Source organism: Cellulomonas sp. S1-8, assembly GCF_026184235.1.
Taxonomy (GTDB): Bacteria; Actinomycetota; Actinomycetes; order Actinomycetales; family Cellulomonadaceae; genus Cellulomonas.
Genome location: NZ_CP110806.1, coordinates 4,219,358 through 4,241,837 on the forward strand (window position 1 = coordinate 4,219,358; position 22,480 = coordinate 4,241,837).

At 75.3% G+C, this 22,480-nt stretch carries 16 protein-coding genes; 1 reads left to right on the top strand and 15 read right to left on the bottom strand.

Annotation, left to right across the window (positions count from 1 at the left end; all coding sequences use genetic code 11):
• Positions 1-94: 94 nt before the first annotated feature.
• The 10 genes from OKX07_RS18995 to pdhA form a co-directional block, all read right to left on the bottom strand.
• Complete coding sequence (locus tag OKX07_RS18995; protein WP_265629564.1) at positions 95-1,342, bottom strand: MFS transporter; 1,248 nt, start codon at positions 1,340-1,342, stop codon at positions 95-97.
• Positions 1,343-1,456: 114 nt separating this feature from the next.
• Positions 1,457-2,959: an MATE family efflux transporter gene (locus OKX07_RS19000; RefSeq protein WP_265629565.1), complete on the bottom strand. Its 1,503-nt coding sequence runs from the start codon at positions 2,957-2,959 to the stop codon at positions 1,457-1,459.
• Positions 2,960-3,306: 347 nt separating this feature from the next.
• Entirely contained in the window at positions 3,307-3,588 is a 282-nt protein-coding gene (locus OKX07_RS19005) for an isoamylase early set domain-containing protein (RefSeq protein ID WP_265629566.1), read from the bottom strand.
• 137 nt (positions 3,589-3,725) lie between these two features.
• The gene (locus OKX07_RS19010) at positions 3,726-5,807 is read right to left on the bottom strand and encodes a PhoX family protein (RefSeq protein WP_265629567.1); all 2,082 of its coding nucleotides are present in this window, start codon (positions 5,805-5,807) and stop codon (positions 3,726-3,728) included.
• Between the two features lie 150 nt (positions 5,808-5,957).
• On the bottom strand, positions 5,958-8,066 hold the full coding sequence (locus OKX07_RS19015; protein ID WP_265629568.1) for a cytochrome c oxidase assembly protein: 2,109 nt from the start codon (positions 8,064-8,066) through the stop codon (positions 5,958-5,960).
• Positions 8,067-8,205: 139 nt separating this feature from the next.
• Positions 8,206-9,123: a copper resistance CopC family protein gene (locus OKX07_RS19020; RefSeq protein ID WP_265629569.1), complete on the bottom strand. Its 918-nt coding sequence runs from the start codon at positions 9,121-9,123 to the stop codon at positions 8,206-8,208.
• A gap of 318 nt (positions 9,124-9,441) precedes the next feature.
• The gene (locus OKX07_RS19025) at positions 9,442-10,362 is read right to left on the bottom strand and encodes a hypothetical protein (protein ID WP_265629570.1); all 921 of its coding nucleotides are present in this window, start codon (positions 10,360-10,362) and stop codon (positions 9,442-9,444) included.
• Positions 10,363-10,836: 474 nt separating this feature from the next.
• Entirely contained in the window at positions 10,837-12,267 is a 1,431-nt protein-coding gene (locus OKX07_RS19030) for a dihydrolipoamide acetyltransferase family protein (RefSeq protein WP_265629571.1), read from the bottom strand.
• 41 nt (positions 12,268-12,308) lie between these two features.
• Positions 12,309-13,373, bottom strand: a complete 1,065-nt coding sequence (locus OKX07_RS19035) for an alpha-ketoacid dehydrogenase subunit beta (RefSeq protein WP_416220801.1) — start codon at positions 13,371-13,373, stop codon at positions 12,309-12,311.
• Positions 13,370-14,533: a pyruvate dehydrogenase (acetyl-transferring) E1 component subunit alpha gene (pdhA, locus tag OKX07_RS19040; protein ID WP_265629572.1), complete on the bottom strand. Its 1,164-nt coding sequence runs from the start codon at positions 14,531-14,533 to the stop codon at positions 13,370-13,372. Before pdhA ends, OKX07_RS19035 begins: the two co-directional genes overlap by 4 nt.
• A gap of 208 nt (positions 14,534-14,741) precedes the next feature.
• Here pdhA and OKX07_RS19045 point away from each other — a divergent pair, with 208 nt between their 5' ends.
• Positions 14,742-14,948, top strand: coding sequence for a hypothetical protein (locus tag OKX07_RS19045; RefSeq protein ID WP_265629573.1), 207 nt, complete (start codon positions 14,742-14,744; stop codon positions 14,946-14,948).
• 61 nt (positions 14,949-15,009) lie between these two features.
• On the opposite strand, the gene OKX07_RS19050 is transcribed toward OKX07_RS19045, so the two are convergent.
• The 5 genes from OKX07_RS19050 to OKX07_RS19070 are packed head-to-tail and all read right to left on the bottom strand — an operon-like array spanning position 15,010 to position 22,445.
• Positions 15,010-15,666, bottom strand: a complete 657-nt coding sequence (locus OKX07_RS19050; protein WP_265629574.1) for a hypothetical protein — start codon at positions 15,664-15,666, stop codon at positions 15,010-15,012.
• A complete protein-coding gene (locus OKX07_RS19055; protein WP_265629575.1) occupies positions 15,663-16,376 on the bottom strand; it encodes a hypothetical protein in 714 nt (237 codons plus the stop codon). Before OKX07_RS19055 ends, OKX07_RS19050 begins: the two co-directional genes overlap by 4 nt.
• On the bottom strand, positions 16,373-17,764 hold the full coding sequence (locus OKX07_RS19060) for a hypothetical protein (RefSeq protein WP_265629576.1): 1,392 nt from the start codon (positions 17,762-17,764) through the stop codon (positions 16,373-16,375). The genes OKX07_RS19055 and OKX07_RS19060 overlap by 4 nt, the downstream gene beginning before the upstream one ends.
• Positions 17,761-18,045: a type VII secretion target gene (locus tag OKX07_RS19065; protein WP_265629577.1), complete on the bottom strand. Its 285-nt coding sequence runs from the start codon at positions 18,043-18,045 to the stop codon at positions 17,761-17,763. Before OKX07_RS19065 ends, OKX07_RS19060 begins: the two co-directional genes overlap by 4 nt.
• Positions 18,045-22,445 (bottom strand): FtsK/SpoIIIE domain-containing protein, encoded by a 4,401-nt coding sequence (locus OKX07_RS19070; RefSeq protein WP_265629578.1) that lies wholly within the window; start codon positions 22,443-22,445, stop codon positions 18,045-18,047. Before OKX07_RS19070 ends, OKX07_RS19065 begins: the two co-directional genes overlap by 1 nt.
• Positions 22,446-22,480: the final 35 nt, after the last annotated feature.

Consider the following 22,480-nt stretch of genomic DNA (forward strand, 5'->3'; position numbering starts at 1 on the left):
CGCGACGGCGACCGTCATGAGGCCGTGGGTGCGCGACCACCCCGTTGCCGGACAGCCGTCCGGGTCGCGGGGGTGCGGATCGGGGGGGTACGGGTCAGGTCGTCCGGATGTGGTCGCGACCGAACCGCGGGACGACCGCCAGGGCCGGCAGCAGCAGGACGGCGGGCACGAGGAACGCCGGCCCGAGGCCCGTGACGTCGGACAGCAGCCCGATGACGACGGCGCCGACGAGCGCACCCGCGTAGTTGAAGAGGTTGATGCGCGCGACGACGTCGTCGCGGCGGTCGGGGGCCAGCTCCGCGGCGGCGGAGAACGCCAGCGGCAGGAGCGTCCCGGCGCCGATGCCCGCGAGCGCGAACCCGGCGATCGCGGCGGCGGGGCTGGGCACGAGCCCGACGACGAACAGCCCGACGGCGGCGACGGCGACGGTGGGCGCGGCCACGCGGGCCCGACCGAAGCGCCGGACGAGCGGGTCGCCCGCGAGCCGTGCGACGAGCACCGCGCCCTGGTAGGCGGCGTAGCCGAGCGGCGCGATGGTCGCGGACGTCCCGAGCACGTCGTGCAGGTAGACGGTGCTCCAGCTGCTGACGGCGGAGTCGACCACGAACGCGACCGCGACCATGGCACCGAACAGCCAGATGCCGGCGCGGGGCAGCGGCCGGCGGGGCGGTGCGGCGACGTCCGGGGAGTCGGGTGCGTCGACGCCGGCGCGGGCGCTGACCACGGGGGCGTCGGCGCCGTCCACGCCGTGGGGGGCGTCGGCCAGCGCGGACGCGGTGCCGTGCAGGAGCGCGGACCGGACGGCGAGGGCGACGCCCGCCGCGACGACGGCCGCGACGAGCAGGGCCGTGATCGCGCCCGGCATGGTGCCCAGGCGTGCGAGCCCCGACTGGGCGAGCGCCGCGGCGACCGCGGCACCCGTGAGGCACGCGAACAGCGACGCCATGATCGAGCGGCCGATGCGGTCCTGCAGCGCGACGCCCTGCATGTTGGCGGACGCGTCGACCATGCCCAGCCCGAGCGCGAACACGACGAACGCGCCGACCAGCGGCGGGACGGACGTCGCGGCGGCCACCAGGACGAGCCCCACCGCCTGCGCGAGCAGCCCGACGACGACGGGCACGCGGCTGGACCAGCGGCGCGCGAGGCGCTCGGCGCCCACCGAGCCGACGGCCGCGAGGACCGCGCCCATGAGCAGGACGACCGAGATCATCGTGTCGTCGATGCCGCTGCGGGCCTTGAGCCCCGGCAGCGCGGTCACGACGGTCGCGTACCCGAAACCCTGCGCGGCGTAGGTGGCGCCGACCGCCACCCGCGTCCGCAGATCGGCCCCCTGCTGCATGCTGCCCCCTGTTGCTCCGGGCGCGTGCGACAGCGCCGAGGGCGACCCTACGGCCTGCGCCGCGCGACCGGGAGATCTGCGGCGGGCGACGTCGGCGCAGGTCGCCGCGGCGGGTCAGCCGGGGACGCGCTCGCGGAGCTCGTGACGCCCGACGTGGTCCTCGTCGCGGTCGCCCGCGCCGTGACGCGGCTGCGGCACGACGGCGTCGACGACCATCGACCCGTCGGACGGCCCCTCGAGCACGACGGGCTCCGGGGTCGCCTCGACGCGCGCGAGCGGTGCGACGGGCTCGAGCGCGAGGCGGCGGTGCGCGCGGAGGTACGCGGGGATCAGCAGCGCGACGGCCCCGAGCCACGCCAGCGGGTTGCCCCACACGACGCCCTCGAACCCGTAGGCCGCGCCCAGCACGATCGCCGCGCCGACGCGCATGACCAGCTCGACCAGGCCCGTGACGGTCGGCACGAGCGTCTGGCCCAGGCCCTGCAGCGCACCGCGCAGCACCATCAGCACGCCCAGCACCACGTACAGCGCGCCGTTGACGAGCAGGAGGTACGCGGCCAGGTCGACCACGCGCTGCTCGCCCTCGCCGACGAACAGCCCGACGAGGTGGCTGCCGGCGGCGACCAGGACGGCCCCGAGCACGACCGAGGCACCGACGGCCATCCACACGCCCTGCACGACGCCGGCGCGGATGCGGTCGGGCCGTCCGCCGCCGAGGTTCTGCGCGACGAACATCGACATCGCCAGCCCCAGCGACGCGAGCAGCGTGACCGCGAGCAGGTCGACGCGGGCGGCCGTGGTGTAGGCGGCGACCGCGTCGGCACCGAGCGAGTTGAGGCGCACCTGCACGGCGAGCGCCCCGATCGCGATGATCGAGGCCTGGAACCCCATCGGCAGGCCGAGGTGCAGGTGGCGGGCCAGGTCGGCGCGCGACACGCGCCAGTCCTCGCGGCGCACGTGCAGCACGGGCACGCGCCGCCAGACGTACAGCAGGCACAGCGCGACGGCCGTGCCCTGCGACGCGACGGTCGCGAGGGCGGCACCGCCGACGCCGGTCCCGAGCACGCCGACGAGCGTGACGACCAGGCCGATGTTGAGCACGCAGCTGACGGTGAGGAACACCAGGGGGGTGCGGGAGTCGCCGATGGCCCGGATGATCGAGGCCAGGAAGTTGAAGAACATCGTCGTCGCGGCGCCGAGGAAGCTGATGACGGCGAACGTCGTCGCCTCGGGCAGCAGCTCCTCCGGGGTGCGCAGCAGGCGCAGCGCGGGCTCGGCGAGCAGCGGCGCGCCGACAGTGAGCACGAGGGTGATGACGGCGGTCAGCAGCGCGCCGGTCGCGACCGAGCGGCGGACGGCCGCGTGGTCGCCCGCGCCGAAGGCCTGGGCCGTCGGGATCGCGAAGCCGGACGTCGTGCCCCAGGCGAACCCGATGAGCAGGAAGAGCAGGCTGCCGGTGGCACCGACGGCGGCGAGCGACTCGACGCCGAGGACGCGGCCGACGACGATCGCGTCGGCGAAGTGGTAGAGCTGCTGGACGACGTTGCCGATGAGCAGCGGCACGGCGAACGTCGCGATGACGCGCCAGGGGCTGCCGACGGTGAGGACCTTGGACATGACGGGGTGACTCCGCACTGCTGGGACTGGGGGTGCTGGTGCGCGGTGGTCGGTGCCGTGTCGCGTCAGGACCTCATCGTATCGATACGATCGCGCCTGAGCACCGTGATATCGACGACCGCCACCCGGATGGGTGCGGTCACGCCCGCGTCAGGGCACGGGCGCCCCACGGGGACCCCAACACCGTGCCGCACCTTGATGGGCGGCTGTCCAAGAACGGCCGGGGTCGACCCGGGCGGCGGGCCGCGCCCGGCCCCCGGCAGGGGCCCGCTTGACCGATGTGACCTCCGCGACGATGCCGCCGCGACCCGCCCCCGCCGGCCCGTCTGCCGGCCGGGGGCGAGGGCTCACGCGCGGACGACGGACCCGTCGGGCGTGATCTCGTCGGCGTCGGCGTCGTCGAACCAACGGCCGTGCTGGCCCAGGTAGCGGAACCGGACGGTCGAGCCCGCAGGCACCACGACCGACGTGCTCACGGTGCCGTTGGAACGACGCCGCAGCGGATGCACGCCGGGCGTCCAGTCGTTGAACGTCCCGACGACGCTGACCGGACCGTCGAGCGTGGTCGACGGCAGCGCGAACGTCAGGGTGCAGGTGGCGGAGGAGACGGAACGGGACTTCTTGACCACAGGCGGATCTACTCTCTCGGTCGGGTGACACGGACGGGTGAATCGTGTCGTGGTCATGTTTCGCGGACCGCGCGACACGACGACCTGCGTGTGACGCGTCGGTGTCCAGCGGCGTGTCGCCTGCCGCGCGGGTCGTGTCAGCCCTTCCACACCTGCACGACGCTCGGGCGCGGACCGCCCCACCGGCCACGGTCGAGGGCACCGGGCGCCACGTAGTCGGGGAAGAACGACACCTGCGCGTCCCACGACCCGTCCTCGCCCGGGTGCTGCACCGCGACGTAGACCATGCCGTCGGCGTCCCGGATCACCGGCCCGCACGTCTCGGCCCCGGTCGGCACGGCCAGGAACTGCTGGACCCGGCCCCGCTCGCGTCCCGTGAGCGGCACCTTGAACAGCCCGTCGCAGTAGCCGATGACGCCCGGCTGCCCGTCCGTCGAGATCCACAGGTTCCCCGCCGAGTCGAACGCGAGGTTGTCCGGGCAGGAGATCGGCGAGACCTTCTCCGGCGGGAACCCCGCGAAGTACGTCGACGTGTTCGTGGCCGGGTCGCCGCACAGCAGCAGGATGCTCCAGCCGAACGTCGTGGCCGTCACGTCGTCGCCGGCCTCGGTCAGCTCCACGACGTGCCCGTCGCGGTTGGCGTGACGCGGGTTCGGCTCCGTCGCGCCCTCCTTGCCGACCGCGCCGCGGTCGGTGTTGTTGGTGCACGCGATGTACACGCGCCCCGTCGTCGGGTGCGGCTCGACGTCCTCGGGTCGGTCCATCTTGGTGGCGCCGACGGCGTCCGCGGCCAGACGCGTGTTGACCAGCACCTCGTCGGTCGTGAACCCCGGGACCTGGCTGACGCCGTCGACGACGAGCGGCAGCCACACGCCGGTGCCGTCGAACGCGCCGTCCGACGGCAGCGCGCCCGTGCCCGTGAGCTCGTCGGTCGGGGAGTCGCCGTCGAACCGCGCGACGTACAGGGTCCCGGCGCTCAGCAGGGCCTTGTTCTGCTCGCGGTGCCGGTCCCCCCGGCGGTAGCGGTCGCGGGAGACGAACTTGTAGACGTAGTCGAACCGCTCGTCGTCGCCCATGTACGCCGCGACGTGCCCCGAGCGCCCGACGCGCACGTTCGCGCCCTCGTGCTTGAACCGCCCCATCGCCGTGTGCTTCACGGGCGGCGCCGTCGGGTCCGACGGGTCGACCTCGACGATCCAGCCGAACCGGTTGGGCTCGTTCTCGTACCCCGGGGTGCGCGCGTCGAAGCGCGGGTCGACGTGCTCCCAGCCGCGGCTCGTCTCCTTGTCCGTGAAGCCGTACCGCCGCTCCGCCGCGCTGGTGCCCACGGCGCGGAAGTACTGGTTGACGTTCTCCTCGCCCGACAGCACCGTGCCCCACGGGGTGGTCCCGCCGGCGCAGTTGTTGAGGGTGCCCAGCGGGGTCGTTCCGGCGGGGTCCGCGACCGTCTGCAGCAGCGGCGAGCCGGCGGCGGGGCCGTCGAAGGTGCACGGGGTGGTCGCGGTGATCCGGCGGTTCTGCGGCGCCCCCACCCGGTACGTCCACGGGCGTCCGGCCTTGTGGCGCTGCAGCGCGACGACGGACATGCCGTGCGACGCCATCGCGACCCGCCGCTGACGGTCCAGGTCCTCCGGGGTCGCGGCGGGCGGGAACATGATCCCCTCGTTCGTGTACTCGTGGTTCACCACGAGCAGCGCGTCACGCCCGCGCCGGTCCTCGAGAAGGTCGACGTAGTCGCAGTTGTAGCCCAGCAGTCGCTCGGCGACCTCCGGCGTGATCGTCGCCGGGTCGAACGTGTCCGCCTTCGAGAAGAGCGGGTCGCCCCACCGCACGATGGGCGACCAGCGGTAGCCGGGCGGCACGGTGAAGGCGTCCGTCGCGGCCGGCACCGGGGCGATGGGACGGAACGGCAGCCGACCACGGCCCGGCCCGTCGTGCGCTGCCGCGGGTGCGGACCCGAGCACGTCGGGCCCGATGGTGATCGCGGCCCCGGCGGCGAGCGCGCCGGCCAGCACCGACCGGCGGCTCAGCGCCCTGTCCGCGACGTCGCGGAAGTAGGTGTTGTCGCTGGTGTTGGGCACGGGCTGGGCGCACGCGTCGCCGCACCGCAGGTGGCACGTCACGGGCGACCGCCGGCCGGCCGTGCGGCCCGCCATCGGCAGGAAGGGGAGCAGGGCGCGACGGTCGGGCCCGGGGCGGTCGTGAGAGGTCGTCGTCATCGCAGGTCCTCGTCGTCTCGCGGCGGCAGGCTGGGGTGGACCCAGCGTGGCAACCGGCACGAACCCGGCACAGGCCCGGGCGGTGACGGGTGGGCGACGGGTGGGCGACGCGCAGGCGAACTCCGCGGTCGTGCGCCCACCCGGACGCGGTCAGCGAGCGTCGTCGGCCGCGTCGCGTCGCGCCATACGCGCGAGCATCTGATTGTACTCGTCCATCTCGACGTCCCCGTCGCGGTCCGTGCGGCGGTCCCGACGACGTGCCGTGCGCTCGTCGTCGCGCGTCCACTGCACGGCGATGCCGATGGCCAGCGCCAGCATGGGGATCTCCCCGATGCCCCACGCGATGGACCCGCCGACCTGCTGGTCGCGGATCGCCGACGCCCCCCACGGGCGGCCCGTCAGACCGAACCAGTCCGCCACCAGCAGCGCCTCGGCGCTCACCAGGGCGACCCCGAAGAACGCGTGGAACGCCATGGTCGAGAAGAGCAGCAGCAGCCGCATCGGGTACGCCGGGCGCGCGGGGCCGGGGTCGATGCCCGCGAGCGCGTTGACGAACAGGTACCCCGCGAGCGTGAAGTGCACGACCATCGCCAGGTGCCCCACCGAGGAGCGCAACGACCACTCGAACAGCCCCGAGTAGTAGAACAGCACCATCGACCCGGCGAAGTTCACGGCCGCGACCACGGGGTGCGCGACGAACCGCCCGACGTGGCTGTGCACCAGCACCAGGACCCACTCGCGCGGCCCGCGTGACGCGTCCTCGCGCAGCGCCGCGCGCGACGGCACGGCCCGCAGCAGCAGCGTCACCGGCGCCGACAGCACCAGGAACAGCGGCACCACCATGACGAGCACCATGTGCTGGATCATGTGCGCGCTGAACAGCACGTGCCCGTAGACGGCCGGCCCCCCGGACGTCGTCCACGCGAACACCAGCATGCCGACGACCCACGACACCGTCCGCAGCCACGGCCACGCGTCGCCGCGGCGGTGCAGCCGGCGCACCCAGCGCAGGTACACGACGATGCCCGCGGCCGCCGCGCACGCCAGCAGCACGTCCCACCGCCACTCGGTGAGCCAGCGCAGGCCCGTCGGCTCCGGGGGTAGCGGGTGACCCGTCAGCAGGTACGCGGGCGACGTGTCCGCGACGGGTGCGTCGTCGGGCACGGGCGGCGGCGACGAGCCCAGCGCGACCGCGACCCCCGAGACCGCACCCATGACGACGAGCTCGACGAGCACGACCCGCCAGAACAGCAGCCCGCCGCGCGGACCGTCCAGGCGCGGGATGGTCGTGCGGCGGTGGGCCAGGCCGAGCAGCGCCAGCGCGGCGAACAGCAGGATCTTCACGACGAGCAGCACGCCGTACCGCGTCGACAGGCCGTCCCACCCGCCCAGGCGCACCACGCCGTTCACGACGCCCGAGATCGCGACCCCCGCGACGCACCAGCCCGCGACCACGGAGTACCGCGCGACCGCAGGCACGACGTCGCGGCCGAGCCGGCCCGCCAGCACCGCCAGCGCCGCGAGCCCGCCGATCCACACCGCCGCGCTGACCAGGTGCAGCACCATCGACGACGTCGCGACGTCGTGGCTCACGGCACCCGCCGCGTGACCCGTCTGCCCGACCTGCCACAGCGCGACCAGGGACAGCGCACCCGTCCAGGCCGCACCCGTGGGCGTCGCGACGACCAGCGCGAGGGCCGTGACCACGGCCGCGACCGTCGTCACCGACAGCAGCGTGCGACCCAGGTCGATCTGCGTGACGAACAGGGCGAGCTCGTCGCCGAACGACGGCGCCGTCAGCGACGCGCCCGCGACCGAGGCGTACGCGAGCACCAGGTGCACCACCGACAGCACCGTCCACGCACCCGCCGCGACGCCCGCGAGGACGAGGCTGCGGGGGTAGGCGGCACCGTCGGCGACCGGGCGTGCGGACGTGGGGGTGCGGGGGGACGTGGGGGTGCGGGGGGACGTGGGGGTGCGGGGGGACGTGGGGGTGCGGGGGGACGTGGTCGTCGGGGCGGTCGCGCGGCGCGGGAGCACGCACACCGCGAGCAGCAGCGCGCCGATCGTGAGCGACGCGGCCAGCTCGGTGAGGGTCTCCACGACGGGCAGACCCCACCGCACGAGCGGCCCCGGGTCCCCGACCAGCACCGCCGCCGCACTGCCCGTGAACGCGACCCCGGCGAGGGCCGCGACCACACCCGCCGCACCGAGGGCCCCCAGCGCGCCACGGCGCACCAGGGTCACGGGCTCGTCCACCCGGACAGCGTAGGCGTCCGGACCGCACTCCTCTCCTCGCCGAGCGCGGCACCCGACGGTCGAGCGCGGGGGAAACGAGTACCGCGCTCGGCGGTCGAGTGCCGCGCTCGGCGGGGGGTGCGGCCGTGGACTCGTGCGATCACGGCGCGCGCGTCGGCCCCGGGTCGTCGGGGGTGGGCGGGGGTGTGGCCGGCGGGGGTGTGGCCGGCGGGGGTGTGGCCGGCGGGGGTGTGGCGGGCGGGGGTGTGGCCGGCGGGGGTGTCGGGTCGACGGGGAACGTCAGGTCCGGCGGGAGCGTCGGGTCGGCGGCGGTCGGGTCGGGCCGGAGCGTCGGGTCGGCGGCGGTCGGGTCGGAGGTGACCGGGCGGGCGGCGTCGGCGGCGTCCGCGGCGTCGGCCCGGCGGCGCGCCGCCGCGAGCGCGGCACCCCCGCCGACGAGCGCGGCGAGGACACCTGCGCCGAGGGCGAGCCACACCGCGACGGGCACCCCCCCGTCACCGGGCTCCGCGGCGTCCTCGTCGAGGGGCGCTGCCGTGACGCCGTCGTCGGGGTCGTCCGCCGGCTCCTGCGCGTCGTCGGTGGGCGCGGCCGTGGCGGTCGGCTCGTCGGGCGTCGGCTCCGGGGCCGCCGTCGGCTCGGGCGACGGGGCGGCACCGACCGCCTCGGTGGCCGTGAACGTGAACGTCCCCGTCAGCGGGTGCCCGTCGGACGACGTCACGCGCCACGCGACGGTGTACGCGCCGGCGGGCAACGTCGCGACGAGGGGCTGCACGACGGACACGTCGGCCAGCTGCGCGGGCCCGTCGCTGACGAGCGCACCGTCCGGGCCCGTGACGAGGATCTCCGTGCCCAGCTCGAGCGCCGCCTGGTCGAACGTCAGCGTCACCTGCGCGGGCGCCGTCGCGACCGTCGAGGCGTCAGCGGGGTCCGTGGACCGCAGCGCGTTGTGCGCGGCAGCGGGCGACGCACCGAGCACGGCGAGTGCGAGAGCGAGGGCGGCGAGCACTCCGGTCCGCCGCACGACGCGGGCGCGGACGGCCGGGACGACGGACGACACGATGACCACCTGTTCCTGAGGGGACGACGGTTCGATCCCATCACGCGCACGCGTCCCCGGGCGAACCGCGCCACCGGCGCACGACGGCCGGACGAGCACGCTGCCGACGGACCACGGTCCGACCGGCGCACCGCGGGGTCACCCCGGACGGACCGGCGCACCGCGGACGGACCGCGGACGGACCGGCACACCGCAGGCGCACCGCGGTCGGACGTGCCTGCTGCAGGCGCACCGCGGACGGACCTGCACACCGCAGGCGCACCGCGGTCGGACCGGCACACCGCAGGCGCACCGCGGACGGACCTGCCCGCAGCGGGCTCACGCGACGGCGAGGCGCGGCGCCGCCGGTCGGCGGCCGCGACCCGGGAGGGTCAGGACGGCGGCCGCCAGCAGCGCCGTGACGAGCACGGTGACCGCGACCGCCGCCTGCCGCACAAGGTCGGCGGGGATCACGGCGGCGACACCGGACGCGGGTGCCGGAGCAGCGGCATCGGGTGCGGCAGCGGGAGCAGCGGCATCGGGTGCGGCAGCGGGAGCAGCGGCATCGGGTGCGGCGGCGGGAGCAGCGGCATCGGGTGCGGCTGCGTCGGGCGCCGCGCTGCCCGTCCCTGCTGCCGTCGACGCAGCGGCGCGGTCGGCTGCCGCGACGAGGGCCGCGAGGGTGTGCGGGGCATGGGGGTCGGCGGGGTCGAGACCGGCAGCGGTGAGCGTCGGGGCGTCGAGCCCGGCCGCGACGAGCGCGTCGAGGTCCGTGCCGGCGGCGCGGACGGCGGCGAGGTCCACGCCGGCGGCGGTGAAGGCCGCCAGGTCGACGGCGGCCGCAGCAGCGCCCGTCGTCGCGGTGTCGTCGGTGACCCGGCCCGTCATCCCGGCGTCCGCGGCCCCCGTCCCCGCCGCGGCGGTCGTGCCGTGGGCGGCGTGGGAGCCGGCGGCGAGGCCGACCACGGGGGTGGACGCGAGCATCGCGAGCACCGGGTGCAGGGCGACGGCCAGGCCCGCGGCGGCGAACGCGGCGGCGACCCGTGTCGACCGGCCGGACGCGACCCGTGCACCCAGCACCCCGGCGACCAGCACCAGCGCGCCGATCGCCCCGAGGACCGCTGGTCCGGGCACGTGCCCGCCCGCGAGGCAGTGGCCGGCGACGGCGCCCGCGAGCACCGCTGCGGTCAGGCCGACCCCGCGCGCGAGCACCACCGGGGCCGGGCCCGAGGTCCTCGTCGTCCTCGCGTCGGCCGGCACCCGCCGAACATCGCCCCCGCACGCTCCACGGTCCAGCCACCGAAACGCTTCAGGCCGGCCGGTACCCCCGTGTGACCGGCATGGGACGCCACGCCCCCGGTCACCACCGCCCCGTCGTCCCGATCACCGTCGTCCCGATCACCGTCGCCGCAGGCCGCGGGCTGGTCTCCCCCGGTCAGGTCCCACGTCGTGAGATGCCCCGTCGTCGAGACCGGCCTGAGTCGTCTTGTGGGCCGCTGTCGACGACTCAGCCCGGTCTCGACGACGGCACGTCTCACCTACCGGACGCGACCCACGGAGCCGGGCGGAGCACGCCGCACCGGCCTCCCGTCCCGACCGCGAGGCCGGGCTGAGGTGGCTGATCGCGGCAGACGGACCACCGGGGGCCGGTCTCGATGTCGGCACGTCCGTCGGCACCCCCGGAACCGTCGGGGCACCAGAACGACGAGGCGTCGCCGCCGACCCTCCGGGGCGTCAGCCCCAGACCAGACCCTGGGCCGGGTCGGCGAGGACCGCGGCGATGTCGGCGAGGACCCGGCTGCCGAGCTCGCCGTCGACGAGGCGGTGGTCGAAGCTCAGCGCGAGCTGCGTGACGTGGCGGACCTTGATCTTGCCCTTGTGCACCCACGGCTGCTGCCGGACGGCGCCGAACGCGAGGATCGCCGCCTCCCCCGGGTTGAGGATCGGGGTGCCGGTGTCGATGCCGAAGACCCCGACGTTGGTGACGGTGATCGTGCCGTCGGACATGTCGGCGGGCGACGTGCGTCCGGCGCGGGCCGTCGCCGTCAGCTCCCCCAGGCCGCGCGCGAGGCTCAGCAGGTCCAGCCGGTGCGCGTCCTTGATGTTCGGTACGACGAGCCCGCGCGGCGTCGCGGCCGCGATGCCGAGGTTCACGTAGTGCTTGTAGACGATCTCCTGCGTCGCCTCGTCCCACGACGCGTTGATCTCGGGGCGGCGGTCGACGGCGAGCAGCAGCGCCTTGGCGGCGATGAGCAGCGGCGTCACGCGGACGTCGGCGAACTCGCGATCGGCGCGCAGCCGCTCGACGAGCTTCATGGTGCGGGTCACGTCGACCGTGTGGAAGACCGTGACGTGCGGGGCGCTGAACGCGGACGACACCATCGCCTCGGCGGTCCGCTTGCGCACCGACTTCACCGGCACGCGCGTCTGGCGCCCGTCGGGGCTGACGGTGCCGCCGGCCGCCCACGGGCGGTCGTCGCCGGGGTACGTCGCCAGGGCCCGCCCGTCGCCGCGGACCGACTGCGCGAGGACGTCCTCCCGGGTGACGATGCCGCCGGGGCCCGTCGGCGTCACGGCGTCGAGGTCGACGCCCAGGTCACGCGCGAGCTTGCGCACGGGCGGCTTGGCCAGCGCGTGCGGGGTGCCGCCGCGCGCGGGGGCGGTCGGCGACGCGTCGCGGGCCGGCTCGGCCTCGGCGGCGGACGTGGTCGCGCGCGGCCGTCGCGCGCTGCCCGCGTCGGCCACGCCGTAGCCGACGAGCACCGCACCGGACCCGGACGCACCGGCCGCCTCGATCTCGTCGGCGCCGCCCGGCTCGGTCGACGACCGGCTGGGGCGCGGGTGCCGGGCGCGCACGCCGTGGTCGACCGGCCCGGTGGCGTCGCCGGGCGCCGCGCCGGGCGCCGGCGAGGCGCCGTCCGGGTCGACGTCGACCTCGATGATCGGGGTGCCGACCTCGACGGTCGCGCCGGCGGCGACGAGCAGCCGGGAGACCACACCCGCCCACGGGCACGGCAGCTCGACCAGCGACTTGGCGGTCTCGATCTCGACGATCGTCTGGTTGACCTCGACACGGTCGCCGACGGCGACGTGCCAGGTGACGATGTCGGCCTCGGTGAGGCCTTCGCCGGCGTCGGGCAGGGGGAACTGCTGGTACGTGGGCACGCGTGGCTCTCCGGTGGTGCGATGGGTCAGAACGCGACAGCTCAGAACGCGAGGGCGCGGTCGACGGCGTCGAGCAGCCGGTCGAGCCCGGGCAGGTAGTCGTGCTCGATCTTGGCGACGGGGTACGGGGTGTGGAAGCCCCCGACCCGCAGCACGGGTGCCTGCAGGTGGAAGAAGCACTCCTCGGTGATGCGGGCCGCGATCTCGGCGCCCGTCCCGTAGAGCACGGGCGCCTCGTGGACCACGATGCACCGGCCGGTGCGCTGCACGGACGCGGCGACCGTCGCGGTGTCGAGCGGGGAGATCGTGCGCAGGTCGACGACCTCGATGCTCGTCCCCTCGGCTGCGGCGGCGTCGGCGGCCTTGAGCGCGGTGGCGACCGTCGGGCCGTACGCGACGACCGTGACGTCGGTGCCGCGGCGCAGGACGCGCGCGTGGTCGAGGCCCGTGGGGCCGCCGTGCGGTGCGGGCAGGGGGGCGTCGAGGTCGACGTCGCCCTTCTCCCAGTACCGGCCCTTCGGCTCGAGGAAGATCACGGGGTCCGGCGAGGCGATGGCCTGCTGGATCATCGTGAAGGCGTCGGCCGGGGTCGACGGGGACACGACGCGCAGGCCCGCGGTGTGCGCGAACAGCGCCTCCGGGGACTCGCTGTGGTGCTCGACCGCCCCGATGCCGCCGCCGAAGGGGATGCGGATGACGACCGGCAGGCTCAGGCGCCCCTGCGAGCGGTAGTGCATCTTGGCGAGCTGCGTGGTGATCTGGTCGAACGCGGGGAACACGAACCCGTCGAACTGGATCTCGCACACCGGTCGGTACCCGCGCAGCGCGAGGCCGATGGCGGTGCCGACGATGCCGGACTCGGCGAGCGGGGTGTCGACGACGCGGTCCTCGCCGAACTCGGCGAACAGGCCGTCGGTCACGCGGAACACCCCGCCGAGGCGCCCGATGTCCTCACCCATGAGCAGCACGCGCGGGTCGTTCCCCAGCGCGCGGCGCATGCCCAGGTTGAGGGCCTTGGCCATGGGCAGCTTCTGCGTGCCCGTCGGGAACGGCGCCGGCGCGGGGGCCGGCGGCAGGTCGGTGGTGCGCTCGGTCGTGAGGGTCATCGGTGACCTCCTGCCGTTCCGTGGGCGTCGTGGTCGCTGAAGGACTGCTCGTACTGGCGGAACCAGGCCCGCTCGGCGTCGACGACGGCGTGCGGGGTGGCGTAGACGTGGTCGAACATGCTGTGCGCCGACGGGTGGCCCATCGCGCGCACCGTGGTGCGGATGTGCTCGCCGAGGGCGTCGGACTCGGCGGCGAGCTGCACCTGGAAGACCTCCGGCAGCTCGCCCGTCCGCTCGAGGTGCACGCGCACCCGCTCGATCGGGTCGCGGCGGCGCCAGTGCTCCTCCTGCTCCGACGTGCGGTAGCGGCTCGGGTCGTCCGACGTCGTGTGCGCGCCCATGCGGTAGGTGTACGCCTCGATGAACGTCGGGCCGCCGCCGCTGCGGGCACGCTCGAGCGCCTGGCGCGTCACGGCGTACGTCGCCAGGACGTCGTTGCCGTCGACGCGCACGGCGGGGATGCCGAAGCCGGGGGCGCGGTCCGCGAGCGGCACGCGCGACTGCCGCGACGTCGGCTCGGAGATCGCGAACTGGTTGTTCTGGCAGAACAGCACCACGGGCGCCTGGTTGACGGACGCGAAGACGAGGGCCTCGCTGACGTCGCCCTGCGCGGTCGCGCCGTCACCGAAGTACGTGACGACGGCGGTGTCGCGCGTCGGGTCGCCCGTGCCGACGAGCCCGTCACGCTGGACGCCCATCGCGTAGCCGGTGGCGTGCAGCGTGTGCGAGCCGATGACCAGGGTGAACAGGTGGAAGCCGTGGTCGGCCGGGTCCCAGCCGCCGTGGTCGACACCGCGGAACAGCCGCAGCAGGTCGGTCATCTCCAGGCCGCGCACCTGCGCGACGCCGTGCTCGCGGTAGGACGGGAACACGTGGTCCTGCGGGGCGAGCGCGTGACCGGACCCGATCTGCGCGGCCTCCTGGCCGAGGCACTGGGCGTACAGGGCGAGCTCGCCCTGGCGCTGCAGGGACGTGGCCTCGGAGTCGAAGCGGCGCGTGAGGACCATGTCGCGGTACATCGCGCGCAGCCGGTCGGGGTCGACGTCGGCGGCCCACGCGTCGTACTCGGGGTGCGCGACGCGCTCGCCGGCCGGGGTGAGCAGCTGGACGAGACCGTCGTCGTTCAGGGGACCGTCAGCCGCGGGTGCGGACGTGCTCACGCGGTTCTCCTTCACCTCGGGATGCGAACCTACGTCAGCGTAGGCTACGGATGCGTAGGTTAGAAGGACCGACGTCCGACAACCGCACCGCGGCGACGTTGTCGAGGGTCCACAGCCGCCGCCGGCACGGCACGCAGCCCCGATCCGCAGTCCGCCACCGGCCGTCCAGGATCAGCACGACCAGATCCGCGCGGGGCACGATGGACCCATGACCGACGACGGGAAGGGCGACATGACGAGCAGCACCGCACCCTGGACCGACCCGCGCGACGAGATCGAGGTCGTCGTCATGCTCGCGAACGGGCGCCTCGCGGGCCGGTCGTTCGCGTCGCTCGAGGAGGCCCGGGCGTGGGCGCGACCCGAGGACGGCGAGCAGGTCCTCAAGCAGAACATGGTCTGCTCCTGCGACCGGTAGGCACCGCCGGACCGCGGCGACCATCGTGGCCGGCCAGAGCACCACGGCAGACCCGCACCCCTCACACCGCCGCCGGCGCCAACCCCTCCAGCTGCGCGAGCACCTCGTCCGCCGACGGCCCGCCGTCGTGCTCGACCCACTGCAGCGTGCCGACGACCGCGTCGAACATCGCGACGACGGCCCGCACGGGCACCGCCTCGGTGTCGCCGTCCGTGAGCACGGTGAACGTCAGCAGGCCCCAGACGCCCGGCTCCTGCGGGTGCGCGACGTAGTACACGACGCGGAGCGAGGGGTGGGTGCGGCCGATGCGCGAGCTGTCGACGACGGTCTCGACGCGTGCCGCCGGGCCGCCACCGACGTCCAGGAGCACCCCGTCGTCGCCGGCGTCCGCGAGCACGTCGTCGAGCAGGTCCTGGGCGGCGACCGTCGGGTCGTCCTCCAGCACCGTGACCAGCAGGGACCCGGGCAGACGCATGCCGCCGTACTCGGTCAGGGGCAGCAGCACCGAGTGCGCGCCGGCACCCTCGGCGTCCTCGACCGCCGCGGAGAGCTGCTTGCGCAGCTCCTTGCGCCACGGCCCGGCCTTGTCGCGGGGCAGCGACTCGGGGACGAACCGGCGGACCACGTCCTCGACGACCCGGGTGCGGACTCGCTGCGTCCCAGGTGTCGTGGGCACGCGCAGCCACCCCTCGGGCAGCAGCACCTCGACGTCGATCACGGCATGCTCCTCTCCGCGGGCGCCAGCACGATGCCGGTCGTCCCGTCCGGGCCGGGCAGGAACTGCTCGGCGACCAGGTGCATGAGCTCCTCGACGCCCGGCCCGACGACACCGGCCAGGCCCAGGTCCTGCACGCGGGTGGCGAGCAGGACGTCCACGGCGGTCGCACCCGAGTCGTCGTGCGCCGGGACGTCGATGCGCACCGCGGCGTCGACGCGGAAGGCGGCCGCACCGTACGGCTCGCGGACCAGCGCGCCGACCCGCAGCCCGTCGCCGGCGGCGGTCGTGACGTAGTCCACGACGGCCGGGCGGGCGTCGTCGTCGGCGCCCCGCGCCCCGACGTCGTCCATGAGGTACGACGGGTCGTCCGCGAGGGGCACCCGGAACTCCACCGTGACGAGCACGGGCGCCCACCGGGGACGATCGGCGGACGTGAACGCGGCACCCCAGACGAGCCGCGCGCCGGGCGGGCACTCCCCCGCCCGGCCCCACAACCACAGGGCGACGACGCGGCCGACGCCCTCGGGCGTGACCTCGGCGCGCACCTCGGGCGGCAACGCCGTGGCGTCCGTCAGACCGTCGCGGGCCCAGCCGGTGAACACGTCGGCCGTCGACGTCAGCCAGGCCGCGGCGTCCGCCTCCGGTGCGTCGGACGCCGGCACCCACTGCCACCGCCACGCGACGGCGGGCAGCGTGAGAGCGGCGCTCACTCGTCACCCCCGACCGTGCCGTAGGTGGGGATCCACGAATCCTCGGGCTTGCGCCACTCGGTGCGGCCACCGGTCCAGATCAGCCCTGTGCCGATCGTGAAGATCGAGTTGCCCACGCCCCACGCCCACCACACGGGGTTGGTCGCCTGCCCGGTGATCTGCTGCAGGCCCGCGATGCTGCGGTACCCGCCCCAGCCACCGACGACGCCGGCCCACTCCTTGAAGAACGCCCCCGGCGACGTCCACAGCTTCGGCCACATCTTCATCGCCGTGCTCATCTGCTCGATCGACGAACGCCAGAACCCCACCTCGGGGACGAGTCCGCCGCGGCCGCCCGCCCGCATGAGCCACGACGTCAGCGGGTTGTCGAACCAGTCCGACTGCTTGCGCCACTGCGCGGCGTTGCGGCCGATCACCGGCATGATCCGCCCGCCGGGACCGAACGAGTTCATCGCGATCCCGCCGAGGGTGTCCCCGATGTTGGTGCGTGCCGCGCGCGCCGCGTTGCCGATGCTGCGCCCGACGAGCGTCGCGACGGTCGCACCACCGAGCAGCAGCACCCCGAAGATCGCGAACAGCAGGTCCGGCAGCCCCTCCTCACCCTTGGCGTACAGGATCCCCGCGACGGCGACGGCCGCCAACGCGACGATCACGCTCGCCGCCAGGAGCAGCGCCACCCCCGGGAAGAGGAAGCAGAGGATCGCCAGTGCCATGGCGATGATCGCCAGGACCTTGCTGACGATCTTCAGCACCGCGAGGACCTTGTCCCAGGTCGAGTCGGTCAGCCCGTCGTCGTAGTTCTTGCAGTTCACGGCGTCGCCCAGGCGCTTGCCGGCGACCTGCAGCCGGTCGAACGCCGTCTGGACGCGGCGCTTCGCGGCCGAGACCGCGTCCCCCGCGGTGGCGATGCGGTCGCGCTTCTGCGCGTCCTTCGCGGTCTCGTCGGGGTCCAGCACGCCCTCCTCGTCGGGCTTGCCGTCGGGCAGCCCCTCCGCTGCCACGAGGGCGTCGGCGCCGGCCTGGGCGTCGGCCAGCCCGGCGCGCGTCTCGGTGAGCGCGTGGTCGAGCTCGGGCTCGTACGTCGTGACCTCGCGCGCGACGTCCCCGTAGCGCACGGCGGCCTTGGACAGCTGCTCACGCACCTTGCCGGCGTCCTCGCGCAGCCCCTCGGCGTACTGGCCCGCGAGCCCCTCGCTCCCCTGGGACACGACGCGGTCGAGCCGCCCGACGGCGCTGTCGAGGGTCTCGGAGATCCCGACGTACCGCCGGCGGAACTCGGTGACCTTCTCGAGGTCACCGCCGCGCACCGGGTCGTCGGACCACCCGACGACGGTCCACTCGCTGGGCGCGGGGGTCGGGAAGTACAGGCCCTGCTGCCCGATGCTCACTGGTCGTCCCCGAGCGACGCCGTGAGGTCCGCCTCGGCCTGCGCCCACGCGTCGGCGGCGGCACGTACCTTGTCACGCAGCTTCTTCATGTCCTCGACCATCTTGTCGCGGTGCACGGTCCAGTTGTCCGCGAAGTCGCCCATCGACAGGTTCGCGTTGAGCTGCCCCCACGTGCCCTTGCTGTCGTCCTGCAGGTCCAGGGCCCCCTCGAACTCCCCGATCAGCCGGTCGAGCTCGTGCGCGAGCTCGCCGAGGTCGTCCCTGACGACGAGGTCGGCCATCAGACCATCTCCTTCGGTGCGGTGACGGGTGCCGCGGGCACCTGGGTGGTGACGTACGTGCCGTCGCCGAGGTGCACGAGCGCCGCCCCGGGGACGATCCGTGCCGCGAGCTGCGACCGGGTCAGTCGCGCGCCGACGAGGTCGCCGTCGGCGAGGTTCTGCGGCGAGAGCAGCGCCCCGCGCCGGTTCTTCTTGACGTCGGCCTGCCAGCCGGTGAAACCGGAGGCGACGGCCCCGAGCTCCCCGCCGATGACGAGGCCGCGGCGGTCCTGCTGGGCACGGCGCACGAGGCGGCGCAGCCACTCGCGGGCGGGTGCGTCGCGCCACACCTCGGCGTCGTCGACGAGCAGCACGACGGGCCCGTCGCCCGCGTCCACGAGCGGCGCGAGCGTCGCCTCGTCGGGGGCGTCGTCGAGGAGGACGGCACGCACGCCCGGACGCCCCGCGAGGTCCCGCAGGGGTGACCGCAGGGGTGCACCGATGACGAGCTCGGTGCCCTGCCGCAGCAGGGACTCGGCCATGACGGCCAGCAGCGTGCTGCGTCCGGAGCGCCCCGGCCCGGCGACGAGGAACGTCGGCACGTCGGCCGCGAGGTCCGCACCGACGGGCTCGAGCTCGTCCCCACCCAGGCCCAGCAGCGCCCACGCCGGGGACGGGTCGACGAGCGGCCACGCGTCCTCGAACGTCAGGCGCGCCGGCATCGCGGCGATGCGCGGCGGGCGGGCCGCGCGGGGGACGTGCGCCTCGCGTGCCGTGAGCCGCTCGCCGAGCGCGTGCAGGGCGGCGACCTGCGCCGGGCCGGACGGGTCGACGTCGAGCAGCGCCACGTGCGTCTCGACCGCACCGGGCACCTGCAGCCCGCGGCCGTGGGGCAGGTTCTCGGGGAACGACCGGGCGTTCAGCCCGGCGAGGGCCGCGTCGGTGCGGTCGGCGAGCCGCAGCACCAGCTTGTCCTCGCACAGCGTCCCGATGCGCCCGCCCAGCAGCGTGTGGTCCCCCGCGACGACGACGTGCACACCCGCGCTCGCGCCCTCGCGCAGCAGGTTGTAGACCGCGTCGGTGAGCGCCCCGCCGTCGTGCTCGCCGAGCGTGCCGGTGAAGCCCTCCCACCGGTCGATCAGCAGCAGCACGTGCGCGAGCCGGTCCTGCGGCGCTGCCGCGGCACGCTGCTCGGTGACGTCGGCGAACCCGCCCTCGCCCAGCACCCGCTGCCGGCGCTGCACCTCGGCGTGCAGGCGGGCGAGCAGCCGGGCGGCGCGTTCGGTCTCGGTGCGCTGCACGACGGCACCGCAGTGCGGCAGCCGGGCCAGCGCGAGCAGCGCGCCGTTGCCGCAGTCGATGCCGTAGACGTGCAGGTCGGCGACGCTCGCGGCGGCGCACGCGGCCGCGGCGAAGGTCCGCAGCGTCTGCGAGCGGCCCGACCGCGGCGCACCTGCGACGTGCAGGTGCCCGAACGTCGCCAGGTCCGCGACCACGTCCTCCTGCCGCTGGCGGCGCGGCAGGTCCGACCGCGCCCACACGAAGCGCGGCTCACCCGGGGTCGGGTCGGCCGCGAGGTCCGCGACGTGCGACGTGGGCAGCGCCGGCAGCCACGGCCGGCGCTGCTGCGCGACACCGAGCATGTCGGCGGCCTGGCCGATCGCCCGGACCAGCACCGACAGGTCCGTCGCCTCGCCCTCGGACTGCTCGCCGCGCGGACGCTCCGGCACGGGCCGGCCCAGGTCGGACCACGACACGGTCCGCAGGAACGGCGCGGGCACCTCGGCGCGCCGCAGCGGCCGACGCCCCCCGACGCGCGCGGCCTGGAACGGGATGAGCGCGCTGTGCCCGAGCCGCGCGAACGCCCGGCCGGGCTGGTTGGGCGAGATGCCCGCGGCCTCCCGGGAGTCGATGACGTCGGTGCTGTCGCCCGCGTCGGTCACGCGCAGCGCGATCCGCAGGTTCGTGTTGGCGCGGATCTCCGCCGAGACGACGCCCGACGGCCGCTGCGTCGCGAGCAGCAGGTGGATGCCCAGCGAGCGTCCCCGCTGCGCGATGTTCACCAGGCCCGTGACGAAGTCGGGGAGCTCGCGCGCCACGGACGCGAACTCGTCGATGACGATGAGCAGCCGCGGCAGCGGGTCGAGCTCCGTGCGGCGGGCGCGCGCCCCGAGGTAGTCCTCGAGGTCCTTCACGCCGGCGGCGGCCAGGATGCGCTCGCGGTGCGCGAGCTCGGCCCCCAGCGACGCCAGCGCGCGCTGCACCAGGTGCGGGTCGAGGTCGGTGACCATGCCGACGGTGTGCGGCAGGTCGACGCAGTCCTTGAACGCGGCGCCGCCCTTGTAGTCGACGAGGACGAAGTTCATGGCGTCGGGCCGGTTCGCCACCGCGAGCGACGCGACGACCGTCTGCAGCAGCTCCGACTTGCCCGAGCCCGTGGTGCCCGCCACCAGGCCGTGGGGCCCGTGCTCGACGAGGTCGAGCGCGAACGGCCCGTCGAGCGACACCCCCACGACGGCCCGCGTGGTGCTGCCGCCGCCGCTCCAGCGGGCGGCGATCGCGGCCGGTCCCGGGTCGGTCAGGTCGAGGATCTCCAGCAGGCGCGCGGCGGACGGCAGCGCGGCCTCCCCGACGGCCTTGCTGGTGTCGCGCAGCGGCGCGAGGCTGCGCCCGACCGCGGTGAACCAGTCGTCGCCGACCTCGTCGACGCGGATCGCGTCGACCCGCTCCGCGCGCTGCGCCCGCAGCGTCGCGCGCCTGCCGGGCCCGCCGACGACGACGGCCGTGCACTCCTCCGGCAGGGTCCGCTCGTCGGCGTCGACGCACACGCAGAAGACCCCGACCGCCGGTCCCTCCTGCAGGATCGAGACGACACCCGGCAGCGCGCGCAGCCGCAGCGCACCGTCGAGCACGACGACGACGTCCGGGTCCGGCAGCGACGCGCGCGCCCCCGCCGCCAGCCGCGCCCGCTGCCTGCCCTGGACGAGGTCCAGCAGCTCGGCGACGCGCCGCGCCAGGGTCTCCGCGTCGGAGCCGACGAGCGCCAGCGACTGCTGCCCGAGCATCGGCCGCACGTGCGGCAGCCACGCGGCCCACCGCCACCAGCGGTCCCCCTCGGCGTCCGTCAGGATGTACAGCTGCACGTCGCGGGGGCTCTGCAGCACGGCGAGCTGCGCGACGAACCACCGCGCGACGCGCCGCGGCCACTCGTCCGGCCCCGCGAGCCCGACGACGCCGGCCTGCGCGATCGACAGCGCCGCGGGGACGTCGCTCGACGTGCGCGGCTCCTGCTTGCGGCTGATCCCCTCGCCCTCGGTGACGACGAGGGTGCTCGGCAGGTCCGCGGTGCCGACGCGCACCAGCAGGTGGTCGGGGTCGGTGCGCCGGCGCTCCCACAGCCGGGCGCGCGGCGCTGTCGCGACGAGCAGCAGCTCGGCCGGGTCCGGGCTGGCGATGCGGCGGTCCGCGCGCTCGGTCTCCAGCGCCGTCAGCACCTCGGCCTCGACGCGCTCGAGGTCCGCGCGGTGCTCCGCGAGGCGGCGGCGGTGGCCGATCTTGCCGCCACGCCGGTTCGACAGCCAGCTCCCCAGCACCATGACCGGCGACATCGCCGCGAACATCAGGTACATCGGGTTGCGCATGACGAGCGAGATCGCGACGGCGCCGACCGCGGGCAGCAGCGCGGTCAGCCACGGCATCACCGCGGGCTGCTGGGCGCGCGGCTCGGGCGGCAGCTGGAACTCGGTGCGCCGCTGCGGCGGCAGCAGGCGCGGCGGGCGGTTGTAGTCGAGGTGCTCGCCGTCGGGCGAGGGCTCGAGGACCGCGTCGGGCACGGTCGCCGGGTGCACCTCGAGCAGCTGCTCGCCGACGTGCAGCAGGGCGGTCTGCGGCCACGGCGCGCCGTCGACGGGGAGCGGGTTGCCGTCGAGCAGCGCGGCGGGCGCTGCGACGGTGCCCGGGCCCGCGTCGACCGGCCACGGCTCGACGTGCACGCGCGCGTCGAACGTCACCCGGACCGTCGCGACGACCGCCGGTGCCAGGCCCACGACCACCCGCCCCGCCGCGTCGACGCCCAGGTCGTGGTGCCCGGCCGTCAGGTGCCACACCGTGCCGGCCTCCCGCCCGGCGACGACGCGCAGCGTCACGAGTGCCGGCGGCGGCACGGGCGTGGGGTCCGGCCCGCCGAGCCACAGCACCGATCCGTCGCGGACGCCGCTCGCGGCCAGCGGCAGCGCGGCGTCCACGACGGAGCGGTCCACGTGCAGCGTCGTCAGGTCGAGCCCGTCGCACGGGTGGCGCGAGGGGTCCAGACCGTCGACGGCGTTCTTCACGACGTCCCGGACGCAGGTCAGCGGGTCGGCGTCCACGACGACGTCGGCCACCCAGGCACCCGGCCTGGCCAGCGTGATCATGAGGCGCATCGAGGCTCTTCCTGCGCAGGCGGCGTGCACGGGGG